Here is a 22,899-nt window from a genome sequence, read left to right on the forward strand (position 1 = left end):
CGGGCGGGAAAGTTTCAAACGGGGGACAGGGCGGCTGCGCCGGACCACCCACGTCGTCTGAGTATCCGTACGGATGTGCCGTCACCTGCCGTCCCGGCAGGCTGGACCGCATGACGACACGCCGGACACCCGAGTACTCCGCCCGCCCCGGCCGCCCCGTCGGCCGGACCGCCCTCGCGGGGCTGGCGCTGGCGGTGGTGGCGGGGCTGGCCTGGGTCGGCGGAATGATCTACACGATCGTCGGCTGGACGGGATGATCCGCGCCATCGCCGGACGAGGGGTTCCTCAGTGGGTCGCGGCCACCCGGAAGCGGATGCCCGCCGCCACCAGCCGCTCGGTCAGCGCGTCGCCCATCGCGACGGCCGTGGTGACCTGGCCGGACGTCGGCGGCAGTTCGTCGAGGGCGAGGCAGAGCGCCGCCTCGGCGAACATCTTCGCCGTCTCGTCGTAACCGGGGTCGCCGCCCGCGACCTCCGTGAACACCTTGCGCCCGCCCCCTTCGCCGACGAAGCGGACCGAGAACCAGCTCTTGGCGCGCTTCTCGGCGCTCGGGCCGTCACCCGGCTTGAGCCGCCCGGACAGCCACCGCCGCGCGGGCGGCACCTGAGCCGCCGCCAGCAGCGCGCCCACGGCCGCCACGCCGCCCACCGCCACCGGAAGATGCCGGACGGCCGCGTAGTGGCGGTAGCGGAAGTCGGGGCCGTAGCGGTCCAGGGCCTTCGCGGAGCGCCGTACGACCTGCGCGTCGATGGTCGGCAGCGGCAGCGCCCAGGCCCCCACCTCACCGGCGAACCGCGGCGCGCCCGTCGGCGTCACCGCGCGGCGGCCCACCAGACGCGGTTCGTGCCGCCGGCGTTCCACGGCCGCGGACCGCAGCTGCCGCCCGCGCGCGAACTGGCCGAGCGCGGAGGCGAAGGTGCCGCCGGAGAAGGTCGCGTCGACGCTCACGAAGCCGTCCACGGTGAGCGGCACACCCTCCGGCAGCTGCCGCACGGTGAAGTACACGCCCAGGTCGTGCGGGATCGAGTCGAAACCGCAGGCGTGCACCAGGCGGGCGCCGGTCTCCCGCGCGCGGGCGTCGTGGCGCACATAGGTCAGGTCCACGAACTCCGGCTCGCCGGTGAGGTCGAGGTAGTCCGTGCCGCTGTCCGCGCAGGCGGCGGCCAGGGCGTCGCCGTACTGGACGTAGGGGCCGACCGTCGTGGCCACCACGCGCGCCTGTCCGGCGAGTTCGCGCAGCGAGTCCGGATCGGACACGTCCGCCCGCAGCACGCCGGTGTCCGGCGCGCCCGGCAGCCGGTCGCGCAGCCGGCGCAGCTTCTCCTCGCCGCGGCCGGCGATCGCCCAGCGCAGCCCCTCGGGGGCGTGCGCGGCGAGATACCGCGCGGTCAGTTCTCCGACGAACCCCGTCGCTCCGAAGAGCACGATGTCGTACGGCCGGTCGGCCTTTTTCAGCCTGCTCATGACATCCCTTCGTCACCCGGCGGCAATGCCCGGGTCCGCAGCACGCGCCGTTGCCGGTGGCTGAGGCTAGCGTGAGGAGGGTGGAGTCCGTCGACGACCCCGGAGGCATCGCGTGGCCGTGCCCAGGAGTGCCCTGAAAAAATGGGAGAAAGTCCGTGAGTTCGCCCTCGGCATGCCGGACGCCGTGGAGGAGTTCCCGTGGGGCGAGTCCGTCGCGAAGGTCAACAAGAAGGTGTTCGTCTTCCTCGGCGTGACCGACGGCAGCTACCCCCTGGGCATCACCCTCAAGCTCACGGGCGAGGAGGCGCACGCCCATGCCCTGTCCTGTCCCGGCGCCGAACCCGCGGGGTACGGCCTGGGCAGATCGGGCTGGGTCAGCATCCCGCTGCAGGAGCAGGGTGCCCCCGCCGCCGGGCTGCTCTGCGACTGGGTGGAGGAGAGCTACCGCACCGTGGCTCCCCGCCGGCTGGCTGCGCAGCTGGACGCCCGCGGCGCATAATGGGCTAAGCGCTTGCTCGTCCGGGTCTTGTGCCCAGTGGAACACGTTCTTAGCATCACTGGTGTTACATCGGTTGTGTCACAGAGCGGGGATGCGATGTCGAAAGCCAGGACACCGGCCCGGACCACGGGCGAGGGCCCGCTCTCCGGTGTGCGCGTGGTCGAACTGGCCGGCATCGGCCCAGGGCCGTTCGCGGCGATGCTCCTCGCCGACCTCGGCGCCGACGTCGTACGCGTCGACCGCCCCGGCGGCCCGGGACTCGGCGTCGACCCGGCCCACGACGTCACCAACCGCAACAAGCGTTCCGTGCTCGTCGACCTCAAGGCGCCGGACGGCCCCGAGCGGGTCCTCGCCCTCGCCGAACGCGCCGACGTGCTGATCGAGGGCTACCGCCCGGGCGTCGCCGAACGGCTCGGCGTGGGCCCCGAGCCCTGCCACGCCCGCAACCCGCGCCTCGTGTACGGCAGGATGACCGGCTGGGGCCAGGAGGGCCCGCTCGCCGAACGCGCCGGCCACGACATCGGGTACATCGCGCTCACCGGCACCCTCGGCATGATCGGCGACCCCGGCCGCCCGCCCGCCGTCCCCGCCAACCTCCTGGGCGACTACGCCGGCGGCTCCCTCTACCTGGTCGTCGGAGTCCTCGCCGCCCTGCACCACGCGCGCGCGACGGGCACCGGCCAGGTGGTGGACGCCGCGATCGTCGACGGCACCGCCCACCTCTCCTCGATGATCCACGGCATGCTCGCCGCCGGCGCCTGGCAGGACCGGCGCGGCGCCAACCTCCTCGACGGCGGCTGCCCCTTCTACGGCACCTACGAGACCGCCGACGGCCGGCACATGGCGGTCGGCGCCCTGGAGCAGCGCTTCTACACCGAGTTCATGGACCTGCTCGGCATCCCCGCCCTGGCGCCCGCCCGCGACGACCCGGCCCGCTGGCCCGAACTGCGCGCGGCCGTCGCCGACCGGTTCGCGTCCCGCACCCGCGACGAGTGGACGTCCGTGTTCGCCGACTCCGACGCCTGCGTGGCCCCCGTCCTCACGCTGCGCGAGGCACCGCACCACCCCCACCTCGCCGCCCGCTCCACCTTCACCGACCACGACGGCCTCACCCAGCCGGCCCCCGCACCCCGCTTCTCCGCGACCCCCACCGCCGTCCGCACCGGGCCCGTGCTGCCCGGCGCCGACACCGACGCCGTGGCCCGCGACTGGGACCTGCCCCGCGAGGGCGGACCGACTCGTGTCCCTCACCCGAACAGCCCTGTGAAGAACCCTCAGTGAAAGGCCTGCCAGTGACCACCGAAGCGTACGTGTACGACGCGATCCGCACCCCGCGCGGACGCGGCAAGGCGAACGGCGCCCTGCACGGCACGAAGCCCGTCGACCTGGTCGTCGGCCTCATCCACGAGATCCGCGCCCGCTTCCCAGACCTGGACCCCGCCGCGGTCGACGACGTCGTCCTCGGCGTCGTCGGTCCCGTCGGCGACCAGGGCTCCGACATCGCCCGCATCGCCGCCATCGCCGCGGGACTGCCGGACACCGTGGCCGGCGTCCAGGAGAACCGCTTCTGCGCCTCGGGCCTGGAGGCCGTCAACCTGGCCGCCGCCAAGGTGCGTTCCGGCTGGGAGGACCTGGTCCTCGCGGGCGGCGTCGAGTCCATGTCCCGCGTGCCGATGGCCTCGGACGGCGGCGCCTGGTTCAACGACCCGATGACCAACCTCGCCACCAACTTCGTGCCGCAGGGCATCGGCGCCGACCTGATCGCCACCATCGAGGGCTTCTCCCGCCGCGACGTGGACGAGTACGCGGCCCTCTCCCAGGAGCGCGCGGCCACCGCCTGGAAGGACGGCCGCTTCGAGCGCTCCGTCGTCCCCGTGCGGGACCGCGCCGGCCTCACCGTCCTCGACCACGACGAGCACCCGCGCCCCGGCACCACCGCCGACTCCCTCGCGGGCCTCAAGCCGTCCTTCGCCGACATCGGCGAACTCGGTGGTTTCGACGCCGTCGCGCTGCAGAAGTACCACTGGGTCGAGAAGATCGACCACGTCCACCACGCGGGCAACTCCTCCGGCATCGTGGACGGCGCCTCCCTGGTCGCCATCGGCTCCCAGGAGGTCGGCGACCGCTACGGCCTGCGCCCGCGCGCCCGGATCGTCTCGGCCGCCGTGTCCGGCTCCGAGCCCACCATCATGCTCACCGGCCCCGCCCCGGCCACCCGCAAGGCGCTCGCCAAGGCCGGGCTCACCATCGACGACATCGACCTGGTCGAGATCAACGAGGCGTTCGCCGCGGTGGTCCTGCGCTTCGTCAAGGACATGGGCCTGTCCCTCGACAAGGTCAACGTCAACGGCGGCGCCATCGCGCTCGGCCACCCCCTCGGCGCCACCGGCGCGATGATCCTCGGCACGCTCGTGGACGAACTGGAGCGCCAGGACAAGCGCTACGGCCTTGCCACCCTGTGCGTGGGCGGCGGCATGGGCATCGCCACCATCGTCGAGCGCGTCTGACCCCCTCCCGACGGATACGACGGATCACCTGGAGCACACCCTCATGAGCACCGAGCCCACCACCATCCGCTGGGAGCAGGACGACACCGGCGTCGTCACCCTCGTCCTCGACGACCCCGGCCAGTCCGCCAACACCATGAACCAGGCGTTCCGCGGGTCCCTCGCGGCGATCACCGACCGCCTGGAGGCCGAGAAGGACTCGATCCGCGGCATCATCGTCACCTCGGCCAAGAAGACCTTCTTCGCCGGCGGCGACCTGCGCGACCTGATCCGCGTCACCCCGGAGACCGCCCAGGACCTCTTCGACGGCGGCATGGCCATCAAGCGCGACCTGCGCCGCATCGAGACCCTCGGCAAGCCCGTCGTCGCCGCCATGAACGGCGCGGCCCTCGGCGGCGGTTACGAGATCGCCCTCGCCTGCCACCACCGCGTCGCCCTCGACGCCCCCGGCTCCAAGATCGGCTGCCCCGAGGTCACCCTCGGCCTGCTCCCCGGCGGCGGCGGAGTCGTCCGCACCGTCCGCATGCTCGGCATCACCGACGCGCTGCTCAAGGTGCTCCTCCAGGGCACCCAGTACAACCCGCGCCGCGCCCAGGAGAACGGCCTGGTCGACGAGGTCGCCGACAGCCGCGAGGACATGCTCGCGAAGGCCCGCGCCTTCATCGACGCCAACCCGGAGTCCGCGCAGCCCTGGGACAGGCCCGGCTACCGCATCCCCGGCGGCACGCCGTCGCACCCGAAGTTCGCGGCCAACCTGCCCGCCTTCCCCGCCAACCTGCGCAAGCAGACGGCCGGCGCCCCCTACCCGGCGCCGCGCAACATCATGGCCGCCGCCGTCGAGGGCTCCCAGGTCGACTTCGAGACCGCCCAGGTCATCGAGGCCCGCTACTTCGTCGAACTGGCCGCCGGACAGACCTCGAAGAACATGATCCAGGCGTTCTTCTTCGACCTCCAGGCCGTCAACTCCGGCGCCAACCGCCCGCGCGGCATCGAGCCCCGGAAGGTCACCAAGGTGGCCGTCCTCGGCGCCGGCATGATGGGCGCCGGCATCGCCTACTCGTGCGCACGCGCGGGCATCGACGTCGTCCTCAAGGACGTCGCCCTGGAGGCGGCCGTCAAGGGCAAGGGCTACTCCGAGAAGCTGTGCGCCAAGGCCGTCGCCAAGGGGCGCACCACCCAGGAGAAGGCCGACGCGCTCCTCGCCCGGATCACGCCGACCGCCGAGGCCGCCGACCTCGCCGGGTGCGACGCGGTCATCGAGGCCGTCTTCGAGGACACCTCGCTCAAGCACAAGGTCTTCCAGGAGATCGAGAGCGTCGTCGCCCCCGACGCGCTCCTCTGCTCCAACACCTCGACGCTGCCCATCACGGCGCTGGCCGAGGGCGTCGAGCGCCAGGTGGACTTCATCGGGCTGCACTTCTTCTCGCCGGTCGACAAGATGCCGCTCGTCGAGATCATCAAGGGCGAGCGGACCGGCGACGAGGCGCTCGCGCGCGCCTTCGACCTGGTCCGGCAGATCAACAAGACGCCGATCGTCGTCAACGACTCGCGCGGCTTCTTCACCTCCCGGGTCATCGGCCACTTCATCAACGAGGGCGTGGCGATGGTCGGCGAGGGCGTCGAGCCCGCCTCCGTCGAGCAGGCGGCGGCCCAGGCGGGCTACCCCGCCAAGGTGCTCTCCCTGATGGACGAGCTGACGCTCACCCTCCCGCGGAAGATCCGCAAGGAGACCAGGCGGGCCGTGGAGGAGGCCGGCGGCACCTGGACCGCACACCCCGCCGAGGCCGTCATCGACCGCATGGTCGACGAGTTCGAGCGCCCCGGCCGCAGCGGCGGCGCCGGGTTCTACGAGTACGGCGAGGACGGGAAGCGCGCGGCCCTCTGGACGGGCCTGCGGGAGCACTTCACCAAGCCCGGGTACGAGATCCCGTTCAGGGACATGCAGGAGCGCATGCTCTTCTCGGAGGCCCTCGACACGGTCCGGCTCCTGGAGGAGGGTGTCCTAACCTCGGTCGCCGACGCCAACATCGGCTCCATCCTCGGCATCGGCTTCCCCGGCTGGACCGGCGGCATCCTGCAGTACATCAACGGCTACGAGGGCGGCCTGCCCGGCTTCGTGGCCCGCGCGCGTGAGCTGGCCGACCGCTACGGCGAGCGCTTCACCCCGCCCGCGCTGCTGGTGGAGAAGGCGGACAACGGGGAGGTCTTCACCGACGGCCGCTGAGGAGCGCCTCAGCCCGGGGCGGCGCGGTCCTCCTCGCCGCCCCCGTCGATCCACTCCCGGATCTCCTCCCGCAGCGACCGCTGGAAGGTGGTCAGCAGCGCCTGCACGACGAGCGGGTGCATGTGCGCGGACAGGGACCGCACGTCCCGCGCCCCGCTCTCGGCGACCGCGTCGCGCAGCAGCCGCGACAGGTCCCGCGCGGCGGCGCGGGAGTGCTCCAGGAGAGCGGTGCGGGCGGCGAGCACCGTCTCGGGGGAGAAGGGCACGTCGAGCAGTTCGACACCGAGCCGGAGCAGCCCGGTGTCGACCCGGTACAGGTCGCCGTCCGGGGCGTCCGCGTCCCGGACGACCACGTCCATCGCCGCCAGCCGGTCCACCTCCTCGTCGGTCAGCGGCCGGCCGGCGCGCCGGTCCAGTTCCCCGCGCGTGACGCTCTCCACCGTCTCCGGCGCCCAGGAGGCCACCACCGCGCGGTGCAGCGCCAGGTCGTGCTCGCTCAGGTCGGGCGGCAGCTGCCCCAGGTACCGCTCGATCGCGGCCAGGGTCATGCCCCGGTGCTGCAATTCCTCGATCAGCGCCAGCCGGGCCAGGTGCTCCCGGCCGTAGTGCCCCACCCGGCGCGCCCCGATCACCGGCGGCGGCAGCAGCCCCTTGGTGCCGTAGAAGCGGACCGTGCGCACGGTGACGCCGGCCCGCGCGGCCAGCTCGTCGATCGTGAGGGTCGGCTCCCCGGCGTCGGTCGTCGTCATGTGCAGCAGTATCGCTGTCTCACCAGTGCTGTGAAACCTCTTGCGCACCAGGTGGAGACCGCCGACGGATCTTGTGAGAAGTCACGCTGTGTGACATGAGCCACCGCATGTCCACGCAGCGTCGTGGGAAGGTGCCGACTTGGTCTGTGCCGCGTCAAGGGTGGTGCGGGCCCGAGACACAGGTACGGACGACTCGGGCGGCACCCCGCCCGAGCGCACCAGAGAGTGGAACCACCCGTGAGCAAGGACGCCGTCGACACGGCACAGGTCGCCGCCCATCCCCAGGCGACCGGGACCATCCCCGCGGACGCGGGCGACGCCGGATACAGCAAGGGCCTCAAGGCCCGTCACGTCAACATGATCGCGATCGGCGGCGCGATCGGCACCGGCCTCTTCCTCGGCGCCGGCGGCCGCCTGCGCGACGCGGGCCCGGCGCTCGCGATCGCCTACCTCGTCGCAGGCGTCTTCGCCTTCTTCGTCGTCAGAGCCCTCGGCGAACTCGTGCTCTACCGGCCCTCCTCCGGGTCCTTCGTGTCGTACGCGCGCGAGTTCCTCGGTGAGAAGGGCGCCTACGTCGCCGGCTGGATGTACTTCCTGAACTGGTCGACCACCGGCATCGCCGACATCACCGCGATCGCGCTGTACACGCACTACTGGAGTATGTTCACGAGCATCCCGCAATGGGTGCTCGCCCTGATCGCCCTCGCGGTGGTCCTGGCCGTCAACCTCATCTCGGTCCGGATCTTCGGCGAGATGGAGTTCTGGTTCGCGATCATCAAGGTCGCCACCCTCATCGGCTTCATGCTGATCGGCATCTTCCTGCTGGCCACCCAGCACGACGTGGGCGGCCAGACCCCGGGCGTCAGCATGATCACCGACCACGGCGGCATGCTCCCGCACGGCGTGATGCCCGTGGTCCTCGTCATGCAGGGCGTGATCTTCTCCTACGCGGCCCTGGAACTGGTCGGCGTCGCGGCCGGCGAGACCGCCGAGCCGGAGAAGATCGTCCCCCGCGCGGTGAACTCGATCATGTGGCGCGTCGCCCTGTTCTACGTCGGCTCGGTCGTCCTGCTGGCGCTGCTGCTGCCCAGCTCGGTCTACTCGGGCGACCAGAGCCCCTTCGTCACCGTCCTGTCGAAGATCGGCGTCCCCGCCGCCGGCGACGTGATGAACCTCGTCGTCCTCACCGCGGCGATGTCGTCCCTGAACTCCGGGCTGTACTCCACCGGCCGCATCCTGCGCTCCATGGCGATGTCCGGCTCCGCGCCCCGGTTCACCGGCGTGATGAGCCGCAGCCAGGTGCCGTACGGCGGCATCCTGCTGACCTGCGCGGTCTGCGTCCTCGGCGTCGGCCTGAACTTCCTGGTGCCGAACAAGGCCTTCGAGATCGTGCTGAACGTCGCCTCGCTGGGCATCATCAGCACCTGGGTGATCATCATGATCTGTCACCTGGTCTTCGTCCGCCGGGCACGCGCGGGCCTGGTCGAGCGCCCGCACTTCCGCCTGCCGGGCAGCCCGGTCACCGAGATCGTCACGATCGCCTTCCTGCTGGCCGTGATCGTCCTGATGTGGAACGACCACGAGGTCGGCCGCAAGACCGTGCTGCTCGTGCCCGTGATCGCGGTGATGCTCGTGGCGGGCTGGTTCGGCGTCCGGCGCCGGGTGGCGCAGAACGCCGAACTGCAGAAGCTGGGCGGGCCCACCGGGTAGCGGGAAACCTCGGGCCACCGCCGCTGTCAGTGGTGGCCTCTACGGTGGCGTCATGTCGGAGATCAGCTATGTCCGGGGTGACGCCACCGTTCCGTCGGTCAAGGGCGTCAAGGTGATCGCCCATGTCTGCAACGACCTCGGGGGCTGGGGCAAAGGCTTCGTCCTGGCCCTGTCCCGCCGCTGGCCGGAGCCGGAGGCGGCTAGGGCCTGTCTGACCATTCCCGTCTGCCTCGCGACGCCATGCACGCACTCTCGCCGCACCGGGCGCAGAGCCAAGTACATCCAGTACGAGGCTCTACGCCCGGCACGCCGAGAGCACGCACCTGACGCCGCGAGGCCGCCCTCCGGGCGACGACGGGAATGGTCAGACAGGCCCTACCGCGCCTGGCACCGCGACCGCGCGTCCAACGACTTCGGGCTGGGCGCGGCCCAGTTCGTCCAGGTCGAGCGGTACGTCTGGGTGGCCAACCTGATCGGCCAGCGCGGCACGAGGACCGGCAGCAAGGGCGCCCCCGTGCGCTACGAGGCGATCGACACGGCGCTCGGCCGCCTCGCCGACAAGGCGGCCGAGCTGGACGCGTCCGTGCACATGCCCCGCATCGGCTGCGGCCTGGCCGGCGGCAAGTGGTCCCGGGTCGAACCGCTCGTCACCGGCCGTCTGGCCCGGCGCGGCATACCCGTGACCGTCTACGACCACGGGGACGCCGCCTGAGGCCCGCCCGCCGACAGCGCTGGGGCCGTCGGCGGCCGGGACCTCAGTGCTCGTGCACGTCGTTCGTCGCGGCGATCTTCCGCCACGACCGGGGCTGCGCCGGCGTGTCCGAGGCCGGCGCGACGGAGGCCGCGCGCGCCGCCGGGGCGTCCGGCCTCGACGGCTGGAACAGCCACGTGTCGAACAGCGCGGCCAGCGGCTTGCCGGAGACCTCCTCGGCGTACCGCTGGAAGTCGGCGACCGACGCGTTGCCGTGGGCGTACCGCGCGGGCCACCCCTTGAGGACGGCGAAGAAGTCCTCGTCCCCGATCTCGTTGCGCAGCGCCTGGACGGCGAGCGCGCCCCGGTCGTAGACGGCGAGGTCGAACTGGTTCTCCGGCCCGGGGTCACCGGGCCGCACCGTCCAGAACGGGTCGTCGGCCGGGTGCGAGGCGTACGTGTAGTCGGCCAGTCCCTGCGCCGTGCCCTCGCCCTCGTGCTCGGACCACAGCCACTGGGCGTACCGCGCGAAGCCCTCGTTGATCCAGATGTCCTTCCAGCCGCGCACGGACACCAGGTCGCCGTACCACTGGTGGGCCAGCTCGTGCACGACCACGGACACGTTCGACCCGTTCGCGAACTGCCGCGGGCTGTAGAACGGCCGGGTCTGCGTCTCCAGCGCGTACCCGGTGTCCGTGTTCGGCACGTACCCGCCGAGCGCGTTGTAGGGGTACGGCCCGAAGTAGCCGGTCAGCCAGTCCGCGATCTCCCCGGTCCGCTCCACGCTGGCCCGCGCCGCGCCGTCGTTGGCGCCGAGGTCCTTGCTGTAGGCGTTGACGACGGGGATACCGCTCTCGGTGGTCCCGGTGGTGAGGTCGAACCTCCCGACCGCCAGCGTGGCGAGATACGTGGCCTGCGGCTTGTCGGAGCGCCAGTTCCAGCGGGTCCAGCCGAGCCGTGAACTCTTCGACTGGAGCGTCCCGTTGGAGATGGCCTGGGTGCCGTCCGGCACCTGCACGGACACGTCGTAGGTGGCCTTGTCCAGCGGGTGGTCGTTGCTGGGGAACCACCAGGCCGCGGCCTCGGGCTCGTTCGCGGCGACGCCGCCGTCCGGGGTGCGGTGCCAGCTGGTGAAGCCGAACGCCTCCTTCGTGGACGGCACGCCGCTGTAGCGGACGACCACGGTGAGGGCCGTGCCCTTGTCCAGCGGCTTCGCCGGGGTGATCTCCAGCTCCTGCTCGCCCGAGGTCGTGAACGACGCCTTCGCGCCGTTCACCCGTACCTCGCCGACGTCCAGCAGGAAGTCCAGGTTGAACCGCGACAGGTCCTCGGTGGTGCGGGCCAGGATCGTCGCCGTCCCCTCCAGCCGGTCCGTGGCCGGCTGGTACTTCAGGCGCAGGTCGTAGTGGGAGACGTCGTATCCGCCGTTGCCGTAGGCCGGGTAGTAGGGGTCGCCGATGCCCGGAGCGCCGGGGGAGTGGGCCGCCGCCGACGCCGGGATCACCAGCATGAGGGAGGCGGCGCCCAGTGCGCCCGGCACGATGATTCTGCGGTGCACGAAAGCTCCAAGTCGTAGGGGCACGAAGTCTGTTCGCAGCCTATTCAGCCCCTGTGGACACCGTCATGTCCACGGCCACCCCTGTCACACGATCGCCATCCGGCCGTCATCAGTCACCCGTTGCCCTCTTCTGCGCGGGAGTTGACCGATGTACCGTCCGCGCATGCCGATACGCACGCGCTTCACGATCTGGAGACCGCTCGCGACGGCGGCCACGGCCGCACTCCTGGCAACCTTCCTCACGCCCGCCGCGACGGCGCACCCCGCACCGCGGCAGAGCGAACCCGTCTACTCCTACGCGAACGCCGTTCGCGAGGCCGTCTGGGTGGACACCGGGTACGACGGGGACGGCGACGGCGAGGACGACCGCGTCGCCGTCGACATCGTCCGCCCGCGCGAACCCGCCCAGCGGGGCCGGAAGATCCCCGTCATCATGGACGCCAGCCCGTACTACTCCTGCTGCGGGCGGGGCAACGAGAGCCAGAAGAAGACGTACGACGCCGACGGCGACGTAGACCAGATGCCGCTGTACTACGACAACTACTTCGTGCCCCGCGGCTACGCCTTCGTAGGCGTCGACCTGGCCGGCACCAACCGCTCCGACGGCTGCGTCGACGTCGGCGGACGCTCCGACGTCCGGTCCGCGAAGGCCGTCGTGGACTGGCTGAACGGCCGCGCGAAGGCGTACACCACCCGCACCGGCGGCGAGCGCGCCAAGGCGAGCTGGACCAACGGCAAGACCGGCATGATCGGCAAGAGCTGGGACGGCACCATCGCCAACGGCGTGGCCGCGACCGGCGTCGAGGGCCTGGAGACCATCGTCCCGATCGCCGCCATCTCCTCCTGGTACGACTACTACTTCAGCCAGGGCGCCCCGCTCTACGACTCCGGTCCTGACTGGCTCTCCGACTACGTCAACAGCCCCGACGCCCGCGCCAAGTGCGACGCCGTCCAGCAGAAGCTGATCGACGGAGCCCCGCGCTCCGGCGACCGGACCCGGCTGTGGACCGAGCGCGACTACGTGAAGGCCGCGAGCAAGGTGAAGGCCAGCGTCTTCCTCGTCCACGGCATGCAGGACCTCAACGTCCGCATGCAGCACGTCGGCCCGTGGTGGAACGCCCTCGCGAAGCACGGCGTCGACCGCAAGATCTGGCTCTCCCAGACCGGTCACGTCGACCCCTTCGACTTCCGCCGCGCCGACTGGGTCGACACCCTGCACCGCTGGTTCGACCACGAACTCCTCGGCCACGACAACGGCATCGACCGCGAGCCCATGGCCGACATCGAACGCCGGCCCGACCAGTGGGAGACGTCGCGGACCTGGCCGCCGCGCACCACGGCCACCACGACCCTGCGCCCGGCCGACGGCGCGCGACCCGGCGTCGGCACCCTCGGCCTGCACCGCGACCGCGGCACCGAGACCTTCACCGACGACCCCGCGCTGAGTGAGAGCGACTGGGCCGCGCACATCGACGCGTCCACGCCGGGCAAGGCCGGCTTCGTCACCGGCCCGCTCACCCGCGACCTGCGCCTGTCCGGCACCTCCGAGGTCACCGTCACCGCACGGTCCAGCACCCCGACCGCCCACCTGTCCGCCGTACTCGTCGACCTCGGCCCCGACACCATCCGCGACTACGCGGCCGAGGGCGAGGGCATCACCACGCTCACCGACCGCACCTGCTGGGGACCGCGGACCGCGGGCGACAGCTCCTGCTACCTGGAGACGGCCGCGAAGACCATCGACGTCGAACACACCGTCGTCAGCCGCGGCTGGGCCGACCTCGGCAACCACGCCTCCGCGTGGCACGGCCGCCCGCTCACCCCGGGCAAGGCGTACACCATGACGCTCGACCTGGCGGCCACCGACCACGTCGTCCCGGCCGGCCACCGTCTCGCCCTGATCGTCGCGGGCACCGACAAGGGCCTCATCGACCCGCCCGCCGACACGCCGACACTCACCCTGGACCTCTCCCGAACGTCGGCCCGCGTACCGTTCGTCGGCGGCCCCGACGCCTTCGCCCGGGCCACCGCGGGCACGGCCGGCGCCACCGCGGCACCCACCCCCCTCGACGGTGTGAACGCGCCGCCGGACACGACCCACCGCGTCCCGAAGGGAGCCCGATGAACCGGCTGCGCACCCTCACCGTGACCACCGCGGCCCTCGCCGCGTCCCTCCTCACCGCACCCGCCCACGCCGCCGACGCCGCGCACCACCCGCCCCGCACCGGCTTCGAGCTGAGCAACGGCGCCCGCTGGACCACCCAGGCGGAGGAGCGGGCGCTGCTGGCCGCCGCCGACCGCGCGAGCGGCCGGGTCGACGTCGACCGCATCGGCACCACGAAGCAGGACCGGCCGCTGCGCCTCGTCACCCTCGGCAGGCCCGCCGCGCCGAACACGGTGCTCCTCGTGTGCAGCCAGCACGGCGACGAGCCCTCCGGCCGCGAGGCGTGCCTGTCCACGGTCCGCGACCTGGCCTACGCCACCGACCGCCGGACCCGGCACTTCCTGGACCGCACCACCGTGCTCGTGCTGCCCACCGCCAACCCCGACGGCCGGGCCGCCGACACCCGCGGCAACAGCGACGGCGTCGACATCAACCGCGACCACCTCGCCCTGCAGACCGCCGAGGCCCGCGCCCTGGCCGCCGTCGTCCGCGACCGGCGCCCCGACGTCCTCTACGACCTGCACGAGTACGGCGCCACACCCCCGTACTACGACAAGGACCTCTTCGACCTCTGGCCCCGCAACCTCAATGCCCACCCGCGGGTCCACGACGAGGCCCGCACCCTGTCCGGGGCGTACGTCCGCCCCGCCGCCGGGGAAGCGGGATACTCGACCGGCACCTACGGCATCTGGACCGACCCGGTCACCGGCGACCCGATCAAGCAGACCGCCGGTGACGGCCAGGAACGCATCCTGCGGAACATGTCCGGCGTGAAACACTCGGTCGGCCTGCTCATCGAGAGCCGCGTCGACGCGCTCACCGACGCCGAGCAGGCGGACCCCGCCCTGAACAACCGGCGCCGCGTGCACTCCCAGCTCGCGGCGCTCGACGGCATGTTCCGTTTCGCGGACCGGCGGCGCGGACAGGTCGAGGCGGCCACCGACGCCGCCCGCCGGGCCGGCCGCACCGACACCGGGCCCGTGTACGTCGGCGGCGCGGACAACGACCCGGCCGAACCCGCCGAGGTGATCCAGGACCCGCCCTGCGGCTACCGGCTGACACTTGCCCAGTACAAGGACATTCGGGACGAGCTTGCCCTGCACGGTGTACAAGTGCGTTCGAACGGGGAGAAGGGCGCCTACGTATCGTTGCGCCAGCCGCTGCGCGCCCTCGTGCCGCTGCTCCTCGACGAGCGGGCGACCTACCACCTGACGGCGGGTGAACCCGACACCCGCTGCTGAGGAGGTGAGTTCCGCGTCGCACGTGGTAAGGGCGTAGCGGAGGACTATTCTCAGCCTCACCGACTTGAAAGGTGCCGTCTGTGACGCAGGACCCGAGTGACAAGGAACAGCACGAAAGAGGGACACTACCGGGGTCCGAGGCGGGCCTGCCGGGGCACGAGCACAAGCCCCAGACCGACCGCGTCGTCTTCGGCGTCACCGCGGCCCTGACCCTGGCCTTCGTCGTCTGGGGCGCGGCCGGCACCGATTCGCTGGAGGACGCCTCCGGCACCATGCTCAGCGGTCTGATGCACAACGGCGGCTGGGCGTTCGTGCTGGCCGCCTCCGGGTTCGTCGTCTTCGCCCTCTGGCTCGCGGCCAGCCGGTACGGCCGCATCCACCTCGGAGCCGAGGGCGAAGAGCCCGAGTTCAAGACCGTGTCCTGGATCGCCATGATGTTCAGTGCCGGCATGGGCATCGGCCTGATGTTCTGGGGCGTGAGCGAGCCGCTGGCCCACTTCGACACGGCCCCGCCCGGCACCGACCCCGCCGACACCGGCGACCGCATGACGACGGCCATGGCCACCACCCTGTTCCACTGGACGCTCCACCCGTGGGCGATCTACGCGGTGGTCGGTCTCGGCATCGCCTACAGCACGTTCCGCAGGCGCCGCCGGCAGACCATCAGCGCGGTCTTCACACCGCTCATCGGGGAGAAGCACGCCAACGGCGTGAGCGGCCGGGTCATCGACATCCTGGCCATCATCGCGACGGTCTTCGGCTCCGCGGCCTCCCTCGGCCTCGGCGCGCTCCAGATCGGCTCGGGCGTGGAGCAGCTCGACTGGATGGACAAGGTCAGCACCGGACTGCTGGTCGGCATCATCGCGGTGCTGACGGTGGCGTTCGTGGCCTCCGCCATCTCCGGCGTCGAGAAGGGCATCCAGTGGCTGTCCAACACCAACATGGTGCTGGCACTGCTCCTGGCCGTGTTCGTCTTCGTGGCGGGCCCGACCATCCTCATCCTCGACCTGCTGCCGACCTCGGTCTTCGGCTACCTCGGCGACCTGCCCGCGATGGCGGGCCGCACGGAGATCAGCGGTGGCGAGGGCGTCGCGGACTGGCTGGGCAGCTGGACGGTCTTCTACTGGGCGTGGTGGATCTCCTGGACGCCCTTCGTCGGCATGTTCATCGCCCGCATCAGCCGGGGCCGGACCATCCGCCAGTTCATCGGCGGTGTCATCCTCGTCCCCAGCACGGTCAGCCTGATCTGGTTCGCGATCTTCGGCGGCTCGGCGATGAGGCTCCAGGAGCAGAACCGGCTCGGCGACGTGACGACCCCGGAGGGCAGGCTCTTCGCCGTGCTCCAGGAGTACCCCATCGCCACGGCCACCAGCCTGCTGGTGATGATCCTGGTCGCCATCTTCTTCGTCTCGGGCGCCGACGCGGCCTCCATCGTGATGGGCACCCTCTCGCAGAAGGGCGCACTCGAACCCAGCCGCTGGGCGGTCGTGTTCTGGGGCGTCGTGACCGGAGCGGTCGCCGCCATCATGCTCCTGGTGGGCAGCGGCGAGGGAGACGCGCTCACCGGTCTGCAGAACCTGACGATCCTGGCGGCGGCACCATTCGTCGTCGTGATGATCTTCATGTGCGTCGCGCTCATGCGCGACCTGCGCCGCGACCCCCTCATCGTGCGCGGCGAGATGGCCTCCGAAGCCGTCGAACTGGCCGTCATCGAGGGACACAAGCGGTACGAGGGCGAGTACGAGATCCGCATCGGACCCGGTGCCGGAACGGACGTGGAGGGCGACCCGATCGGCGAGCACCACCACTGACCGAGCGCGAGACCGAGGGCGGGCCCCGCACGGGGCCCGCCCCCGCCCGTGTCAGGGGGTGGCCAGCCCGGCCGCCTCCTGCGCGCAGCCCCAGGCCACCGTCACACCGGCGCCGCCGTGGCCGTAGTTGTGCACCAGCAGCCGCCCGTCCGGCAGCGTCTCGCGCTCCAGCCGTACCGCGTCCCGGGCCGGCCGCAGCCCCACCAGGTGCCCGAGCACCCGCGCCCCGGCGATCTCGGGCCGCAGCGCCGCGCACCGCCGCACGATCGCTTCGGCGACCAGGGGATCCGGATCGGTGGACCAGGCGTCCTCCTCGGCCGTGCCGCCCAGCAGGAGCCGGCCGGGCTGCGGCAGGAAGTACGTCGTCTCCCCGGAGTCCGCGTCGGCCGAGACCAGCCAGGTCCGGATGCCGGGGTTCTCCACGACGACCAGTTGCCCGCGCACCGGACGCACGGCCGGGTCCGGCACCAGCTCCCGGGCGCCGAGGCCCGTGCAGTTCACCACGACCGGCGCGTCGGCCTCGGTCAGTGAGGCCACCGGGCGCCTCTCCACCACACCGCCCGCCGCCACCAGCCGCTCCCGCAGCCACGGCAGATGAGTCGACATGTCGATGAGCGGCAGCCGCGCCCACAGCCCGGGCCCCGCGTACTCCTCGGCCCGCGCCGCGCGCAGCCCCGGCAGCCGGGCCGCCGCCCACGCGCCCACGTCTTCGGGGCGGGTCTCGCCGAGCACCCCCTCGACCATGCGTACGCCGGTCTCCGCGGGCCGCGCCGCCAGCCCCTCGTACACGTCCAGGGAGCGCAGCGCCCACGCCTGCGCCAGCGCGACCGGCTCGATCCGGTACGGCCACCACAGCCCGCCCGCGACCACCGAGGTGGTCCGCTCGACGGGGTCCCGCGTCCACAGCCGCACCCGCCTGCCGCGCTCGGCGAGCACGACGGCCGTCGTCAGCCCGGTCACCCCGCCGCCGACCACGACGACTTCGTCATCCAGTTCGGTTTCCACACGGGGACGTTAGCGGAATGCCCGATGCCGGGCTCGGAGCGGCCCCGGCCCGGGAATACTCACCGCATGGCTGCCGAGTACACGACCTTCGGTCTGGCCCCGGCGACGCGCGCCGGTGCTGTCCGCGCCGACGGCGACGTCCAGGTCCACCGCGACTTCGTGGACTTCGTCGTCGACGGACGGCCCCTCCTGTTCCGGCTCTCCGACCTGGACGCCGTCTCCCCGCTCGCTTCCGACGTGCCGCCCGCGATCTTCGCCGCACAGGTGCGCGGCCTGCTCCTGGAGACCGAGGCGCCACTGCCCGGCGGCCGCTACGTGATCTACGGCTGCCCCGAGTGCGAGGACCTGGGCTGCGGCGCGGTGACCGCCGTCATCCTGCGGGACGGCGACGACTTCGTCTGGCGGGACTTCGCCTGGCAGACCGGCGACCACGCCGACCTGGAACGCAACTCCTACCAGGGCATCGGCCCCTACCGCTTCGCGGGCGCCGAGTACCGCGCCGCCCTCGCCGCCCTGCTCGACGGCCCCGCCCGGTCCCGCCGCCGGGTCCTGCTCATCGACGCCCGCACCGCCCTCCTGGCCAGGCCGGCCGCCGCGCTGCGCGCCATCGGCATCGGCGCCGACATCACCCAGGACGCCGGTGCCGTCCCCGCCGACGAGCTGCGCACCTACGGCGCCGTCGCCTTCGGACGCGCGGTCACCGAGGAGGCGCGGGCCGCCGTGCGCCGGGCCTTCGCGGACGCCGGCGCGGACGTGGCCGAGGTCGACGGGCTCGCCCCGATCGTCCCGCTGCTCGTCGCCCAGATCGAACACGCCCTGGACCGCGGACCGGCCGAGCGGCGCCGCCTGACCCGCCTCACCGCCACCCGCGACGCCGCGGAGGTCGAGGTCACCTCGGCCTGCCGGGTACGGCTCACCGCGTACCGCCTCGACCGGCTCCACCGCACCCACGTCCACGAGGTCTTCGACGGCGTCCTCGAACCGGGCGGCCACCGGCTGGCGCTGGACGCGAGGGCGGTGAAGGGGGAGGCCTTCGTGGTGGCGCGGGCCTCGGGAAGCGTGCTGGTGACGGCGGTGAGGCACGCGAAACCGGGCTGATCCGTTCCCGCGACGCCGTTAGGATCGTGGGCCTGATGACTGCCACCCTCGTCGCCAAGAACCTCGCCGCCGGCCACGGCGACCGCTCCCTGTTCACCGGGCTCGACCTCGTCGTCGCACCCGGCGACGTGATCGGCCTCGTCGGGGCCAACGGCGCGGGCAAGTCCACCCTCCTGCGGATGCTCGCCGGGCTGACCGCGCCGGAACAGGGCGAACTGCGCCTGTCCCCGCCGACCGCCACCGTCGGTCACCTCCCGCAGGAGCCGGAGCGCCGCCCCGGCGAGACCGTCCGGGGCTTCCTGTCCCGCCGTACCGGCGTCACCGAGGCCCAGCGCGCCATGGACGAGGCCACCCAGGCCCTGGTCGACGGAGCCCCCGGCGCCGACGACGCCTACGCCACCAGCCTGGAGCGCTGGCTCTCCCTGGGCGGCGCCGACCTCGACGAGCGCGCCGAGGAAACCGCCGACGCACTGGGCCTCACGGTCGGCCTCGACCAGCCGATGACCTCGCTGTCCGGCGGCCAGGCGGCCCGGGCGGGTCTCGCCTCCCTCCTCCTGTCCCGCTACGACGTCTTCCTGCTCGACGAGCCGACCAACGACCTCGACCTGGACGGCCTGGAGCGCCTCGAACGCTTCGTCACCGGCCTGCGCGCCGGCACCGTCGTCGTCAGCCACGACCGCGAGTTCCTCACCCGCACCGTCACCAAGGTCCTGGAACTCGACCTGGCCCAGCGGCAGATCAACCTCTACGGCGGCGGCTACGAGGCCTACCTGGAGGAGCGGGACGTCTCCCGGCGGCACGCCCGCGACGAGTACGAGGAGTACGCCGACAAGCGGGCCGCCCTCCAGGACCGGGCCCAGACGCAGCGCTCCTGGATGGACAAGGGCGTCAAGAACGCCCGGCGCAAGGCGGGCAACGACAACGACAAGATCGGCCGCAAGTTCCGCAGCGAGGCCAGCGAGAAGCAGGCCGCCAAGGCCCGCCAGACCCAGCGCATGATCGAACGCCTGGAGGTCGTGGAGGAGCCGCGCAAGGAGTGGGACCTGCGCATGGAGATCGCCTCGGCGCCCCGCTCGGGCGCGGTCGTGGCCACCCTGCGCGACGCCGAGGTGCGGCGCGGCGGGTTCGTCCTCGGCCCGGTCTCCCTCCAGGTCGACTGGGCGGACCGGGTGGCGGTGACCGGGGCGAACGGCGCGGGCAAGTCCACGCTGCTCGGTGCCCTCCTGGGCCGGGTCCCGCTCGACGCCGGACACGCGGCGCTCGGCTCCGGCGTCCTGCTGGGCGAGGTCGACCAGGCCCGCGAGCTGTTCCACGGGCCCGAGACCCTGCTGGACGCCTTCCGCACCGGTGTCCCCGGGACCGAACCGGCGGACATCCGCACCCTCCTGGCCAAGTTCGGCCTCAAGGCGGACCACGTCATGCGCGCGGCGTCGACCCTCTCACCCGGCGAGCGCACCAGGGCGGCCCTCGCCCTGCTCCAGGGCCGGGGTGTCAACCTCCTGGTCCTGGACGAGCCGACCAACCACCTCGACCTGCCGGCCATCGAGCAGCTGGAGTCGGCCCTCGACGCCTACGAGGGCACGCTCCTGCTGATCACCCACGACCGCCGCATGCTGGACGCGGTCCGGGTGACGCGCCGCCTGGAGGTGGCGGACGGCAAGGTGACGGAGACGTCGGCCTGAGCGGCCCGCCCCCGCCACCACACCGGGGGCCTACGCCAGCCCGGCCCGCCGCAGCGCGTCGGCCATCGCCCCGTTGGACGGAGCGGGCGCGGCCGACGACCGGCCCTTGCCGCCACCACCCCCGCCGGAGCCCTGTCGCTGCTGCCGCTGCCTGGGCGGCCTGCTGCCCCCGCGCTCCTTCTTCTGCTCGCCCTGCGGGGCGGCCTCGTCGTCGAGCCGCATCGTCAACGAGATCCGCTTGCGCGGAATGTCGACGTCCAGCACCTTGACCTTGACGATGTCGCCGGGCTTCGCCACGTCCCGCGGGTCCTTCACGAACGTCTTCGACATCGCGGACACGTGCACCAGCCCGTCCTGGTGCACACCGACGTCCACGAACGCGCCGAACGCGGCGACGTTGGTGACGACACCCTCCAGCACCATCCCGGACGACAGGTCGGAGAGCTTCTCCACGCCCTCCTTGAAGGTGGCCGTCTTGAAGGCGGGCCGCGGGTCGCGCCCGGGCTTCTCCAGCTCGCGCAGGATGTCGGTGACCGTCGGCAGACCGAACGTCTCGTCCACGAAGTCAGCCGGCCTCAGCGACCGCAGCACCGACGTGTTGCCGACCAGGCCGGCCACTGCCTGCCCGGCGGTCTTCACCATCCGGCGCACCACCGGGTACGCCTCGGGGTGCACGCTGGACGCGTCCAGCGGGTCGCTGCCGCCGCGGATCCGCAGGAAGCCCGCGCACTGCTCGTACGCCTTGGGCCCGAGCCGCGAGACCTTCTTCAGCTCGGTCCGGGACGTGAACGGACCGTTCGCGTCGCGGTGCGAGACGATGTTCTCGGCGAGGCCGGAGGTGATGCCGGAGACGCGGGAGAGCAGCGGGGCGGACGCCGTGTTCACGTCCACGCCCACGCCGTTCACACAGTCCTCGACCACCGCGTCCAGGGAGCGCGACAGCTTCACCTCGGACAGGTCGTGCTGGTACTGGCCCACGCCGATGGACTTCGGGTCGATCTTCACCAGCTCGGCCAGCGGGTCCTGGAGCCGCCGGGCGATCGACACGGCGCCGCGCAGCGAGACGTCCATGTCCGGCAGCTCCTGCGAGGCGAAGGCGGAGGCCGAGTACACGGAGGCACCGGCCTCGGACACCATCACCTTGGTGAGCTTCAGCTCGGGGTGCTTGGTGATCAGCTCCCCGGCGAGCTTGTCGGTCTCGCGGGACGCCGTGCCGTTGCCGATGGCGACCAGGTCGACGGAGTGCTCCTTGGCGAGCCGGGCCAGCTTGGCGATCGCCTCGTCCCACCGGTTGGCGGGGACGTGCGGGTGGATCACGTCGGTGGCGACGACCTTGCCGGTGGCGTCGACCACGGCGACCTTCACCCCCGTACGGAAGCCGGGGTCCAGGCCCAGCGTCGCGCGGGTGCCCGCCGGGGCGGCCAGCAGCAGGTCGCGCAGGTTCGCCGCGAAGACGTTCACCGCCTCGTCCTCGGCGGCCGTGCGCAGGCGCAGCCTGAGGTCGATGCCGAGGTGCACCAGGATGCGGGTGCGCCAGGCCCAGCGGACGGTGTCCGAGAGCCACTTGTCGGCGGGCCGGCCGCGGTCGGCGATCCCGAACCGGTTCGCGACGATGCCCTCGTACGAGGACGGTCCGTCGCTCGCCTCCTCGGGCTCCAGGACGAGGTCGAGCACGTCCTCCTTCTCGCCGCGCAGCATGGCGAGGACGCGGTGCGAGGGGAGCGCGGTGAACGGCTCGGCGAAGTCGAAGTAGTCGGCGAACTTGGCGCCGGGCTCCTCCTTGCCGTCCTTGACCTTGGCGGCGAGCCGTCCGCGCCCCCACATCCGCTCACGCAGCTCACCGATCAGGTCGGCGTCCTCCGAGAACTTCTCGGTGAGGATCGACCGGGCGCCGTCGAGGGCGGCCTGGGTGTCCGCCACGCCCTTGCCGGCGTCGACGAACGCGCCCGCCGCGGCGTGCGGATCGACGGACGGGTCGCCCAGCAGGCCCTCGGCCAGCGGCTCCAGACCCGCCTCCCGCGCGATCTGCGCCTTGGTGCGCCGCTTCGGCTTGAACGGCAGGTAGACGTCCTCCAGGCGCGCCTTGGTCTCCGCCGTGCGGATGCGCGCCTCCAGCTCCTCGGTGAGCTTGCCCTGCTCGCGCACCGAGTCGAGGATCGCGGTCCGCCGCTCCTCCAGCTCACGCAGATAGCGCAGCCGCTCCTCGAGCGTGCGCAACTGCGCGTCGTCGAGCATCTCGGTCGCTTCCTTGCGGTAGCGGGCGATGAAGGGCACCGTCGAGCCGCCGTCGAGCAGCTCCACCGCGGCCTTCACCTGCCGCTCCCGCACGCCGAGCTCCTCGGCGATCCTGCTCTCGATGGACCCTACTGCCATGGACCCGCTGGACCCGGGTGTCGTCACGATCCCGTACCGCCTTCTCACTGAGGTTGCGCGGCAATTGTGGCAGGTGGCACCGACAATCGGGGATCAGGGCGTCGTCCGGGCCGGTCGGAACCG

The 22,899-nt window shown here is 72.3% G+C and carries 16 protein-coding genes and 2 pseudogenes; 13 read left to right on the forward strand and 5 right to left on the reverse strand.

All coding sequences use genetic code 11. The features are described 5' to 3' along the window. The first annotated feature begins 110 nt into the window (after positions 1 to 110). On the forward strand, positions 111 to 257 hold the full coding sequence (gene mmpA, locus ACFC1X_RS03095) for a morphogenic membrane protein MmpA (RefSeq protein WP_376348238.1): 147 nt from the start codon (positions 111 to 113) through the stop codon (positions 255 to 257). 28 nt (positions 258 to 285) lie between these two features. On the opposite strand, the gene ACFC1X_RS03100 is transcribed toward mmpA, so the two are convergent. Then, a complete protein-coding gene (locus tag ACFC1X_RS03100) occupies positions 286 to 1,464 on the reverse strand; it encodes a saccharopine dehydrogenase family protein (protein ID WP_376348240.1) in 1,179 nt (392 codons plus the stop codon). Positions 1,465 to 1,576: 112 nt separating this feature from the next. On the opposite strand from ACFC1X_RS03100, the gene ACFC1X_RS03105 reads away from it, so the two are divergent. The 4 genes from ACFC1X_RS03105 to ACFC1X_RS03120 all read left to right on the forward strand — a co-directional run bounded on the left by ACFC1X_RS03105 (position 1,577) and on the right by ACFC1X_RS03120 (position 6,694). Beyond that, positions 1,577 to 1,963: an MmcQ/YjbR family DNA-binding protein gene (locus tag ACFC1X_RS03105; RefSeq protein WP_376348242.1), complete on the forward strand. Its 387-nt coding sequence runs from the start codon at positions 1,577 to 1,579 to the stop codon at positions 1,961 to 1,963. Positions 1,964 to 2,059: 96 nt separating this feature from the next. Further along, positions 2,060 to 3,244, forward strand: a complete 1,185-nt coding sequence (locus tag ACFC1X_RS03110) for a CaiB/BaiF CoA transferase family protein (RefSeq protein ID WP_376348243.1) — start codon at positions 2,060 to 2,062, stop codon at positions 3,242 to 3,244. A gap of 11 nt (positions 3,245 to 3,255) precedes the next feature. Continuing rightward, positions 3,256 to 4,470, forward strand: a complete 1,215-nt coding sequence (locus ACFC1X_RS03115; protein WP_376348245.1) for an acetyl-CoA C-acetyltransferase — start codon at positions 3,256 to 3,258, stop codon at positions 4,468 to 4,470. Between the two features lie 43 nt (positions 4,471 to 4,513). Next, positions 4,514 to 6,694 carry a 3-hydroxyacyl-CoA dehydrogenase NAD-binding domain-containing protein gene (locus ACFC1X_RS03120; RefSeq protein ID WP_376348247.1) on the forward strand — a complete coding sequence of 727 codons (2,181 nt, stop codon included), beginning with the start codon at positions 4,514 to 4,516 and terminating at the stop codon, positions 6,692 to 6,694. Positions 6,695 to 6,702: 8 nt separating this feature from the next. Here ACFC1X_RS03120 and ACFC1X_RS03125 read toward each other — a convergent pair whose 3' ends face one another. After that, positions 6,703 to 7,443 carry a MerR family transcriptional regulator gene (locus ACFC1X_RS03125; protein ID WP_376348248.1) on the reverse strand — a complete coding sequence of 247 codons (741 nt, stop codon included), beginning with the start codon at positions 7,441 to 7,443 and terminating at the stop codon, positions 6,703 to 6,705. A gap of 237 nt (positions 7,444 to 7,680) precedes the next feature. Here ACFC1X_RS03125 and ACFC1X_RS03130 point away from each other — a divergent pair, with 237 nt between their 5' ends. The 3 genes and pseudogenes from ACFC1X_RS03130 to ACFC1X_RS03140 form a co-directional block, all read left to right on the forward strand. Then, positions 7,681 to 9,153, forward strand: coding sequence for an amino acid permease (locus ACFC1X_RS03130; protein WP_376348249.1), 1,473 nt, complete (start codon positions 7,681 to 7,683; stop codon positions 9,151 to 9,153). Between the two features lie 52 nt (positions 9,154 to 9,205). After that, positions 9,206 to 9,355 (forward strand): annotated as a pseudogene (locus tag ACFC1X_RS03135) (Appr-1-p processing protein); the annotation flags it as partial. 174 nt (positions 9,356 to 9,529) lie between these two features. Further along, positions 9,530 to 9,865 (forward strand): annotated as a pseudogene (locus ACFC1X_RS03140) (Appr-1-p processing protein); the annotation flags it as partial. Positions 9,866 to 9,908: 43 nt separating this feature from the next. Here the strand turns inward: ACFC1X_RS03140 and ACFC1X_RS03145 are convergent. Next, a complete protein-coding gene (locus ACFC1X_RS03145; protein WP_376348251.1) occupies positions 9,909 to 11,402 on the reverse strand; it encodes a M1 family metallopeptidase in 1,494 nt (497 codons plus the stop codon). A 163-nt stretch (positions 11,403 to 11,565) separates the two neighbouring features. Here ACFC1X_RS03145 and ACFC1X_RS03150 point away from each other — a divergent pair, with 163 nt between their 5' ends. The 3 genes from ACFC1X_RS03150 to ACFC1X_RS03160 all read left to right on the forward strand — a co-directional run bounded on the left by ACFC1X_RS03150 (position 11,566) and on the right by ACFC1X_RS03160 (position 16,618). Continuing rightward, the gene (locus ACFC1X_RS03150; RefSeq protein WP_376348253.1) at positions 11,566 to 13,527 is read left to right on the forward strand and encodes a Xaa-Pro dipeptidyl-peptidase; all 1,962 of its coding nucleotides are present in this window, start codon (positions 11,566 to 11,568) and stop codon (positions 13,525 to 13,527) included. After that, the gene (locus ACFC1X_RS03155; protein WP_376348254.1) at positions 13,524 to 14,807 is read left to right on the forward strand and encodes a M14 family metallocarboxypeptidase; all 1,284 of its coding nucleotides are present in this window, start codon (positions 13,524 to 13,526) and stop codon (positions 14,805 to 14,807) included. Before ACFC1X_RS03150 ends, ACFC1X_RS03155 begins: the two co-directional genes overlap by 4 nt. An 80-nt stretch (positions 14,808 to 14,887) precedes the next feature. Next, positions 14,888 to 16,618, forward strand: coding sequence for a BCCT family transporter (locus ACFC1X_RS03160; RefSeq protein WP_376348255.1), 1,731 nt, complete (start codon positions 14,888 to 14,890; stop codon positions 16,616 to 16,618). Positions 16,619 to 16,669: 51 nt separating this feature from the next. Here ACFC1X_RS03160 and ACFC1X_RS03165 read toward each other — a convergent pair whose 3' ends face one another. Further along, positions 16,670 to 17,623 (reverse strand): FAD-dependent oxidoreductase, encoded by a 954-nt coding sequence (locus tag ACFC1X_RS03165; protein ID WP_376348257.1) that lies wholly within the window; start codon positions 17,621 to 17,623, stop codon positions 16,670 to 16,672. Between the two features lie 66 nt (positions 17,624 to 17,689). Between ACFC1X_RS03165 and ACFC1X_RS03170 the strand changes: the two genes are divergently transcribed. Next, entirely contained in the window at positions 17,690 to 18,721 is a 1,032-nt protein-coding gene (locus ACFC1X_RS03170) for an oxidoreductase (protein WP_376348259.1), read from the forward strand. A gap of 35 nt (positions 18,722 to 18,756) precedes the next feature. Continuing rightward, positions 18,757 to 20,403 (forward strand): ABC-F family ATP-binding cassette domain-containing protein, encoded by a 1,647-nt coding sequence (locus ACFC1X_RS03175; protein ID WP_376348261.1) that lies wholly within the window; start codon positions 18,757 to 18,759, stop codon positions 20,401 to 20,403. 30 nt (positions 20,404 to 20,433) lie between these two features. Here the strand turns inward: ACFC1X_RS03175 and ACFC1X_RS03180 are convergent, their stop codons facing one another. Next, positions 20,434 to 22,776, reverse strand: a complete 2,343-nt coding sequence (locus ACFC1X_RS03180; protein WP_376348263.1) for a Tex family protein — start codon at positions 22,774 to 22,776, stop codon at positions 20,434 to 20,436. Between the last annotated feature and the right edge of the window lie 123 nt (positions 22,777 to 22,899).

Source organism: Streptomyces sp. NPDC056128 (assembly GCF_042263835.1).
Classification (GTDB): domain Bacteria; phylum Actinomycetota; class Actinomycetes; order Streptomycetales; family Streptomycetaceae; genus Streptomyces.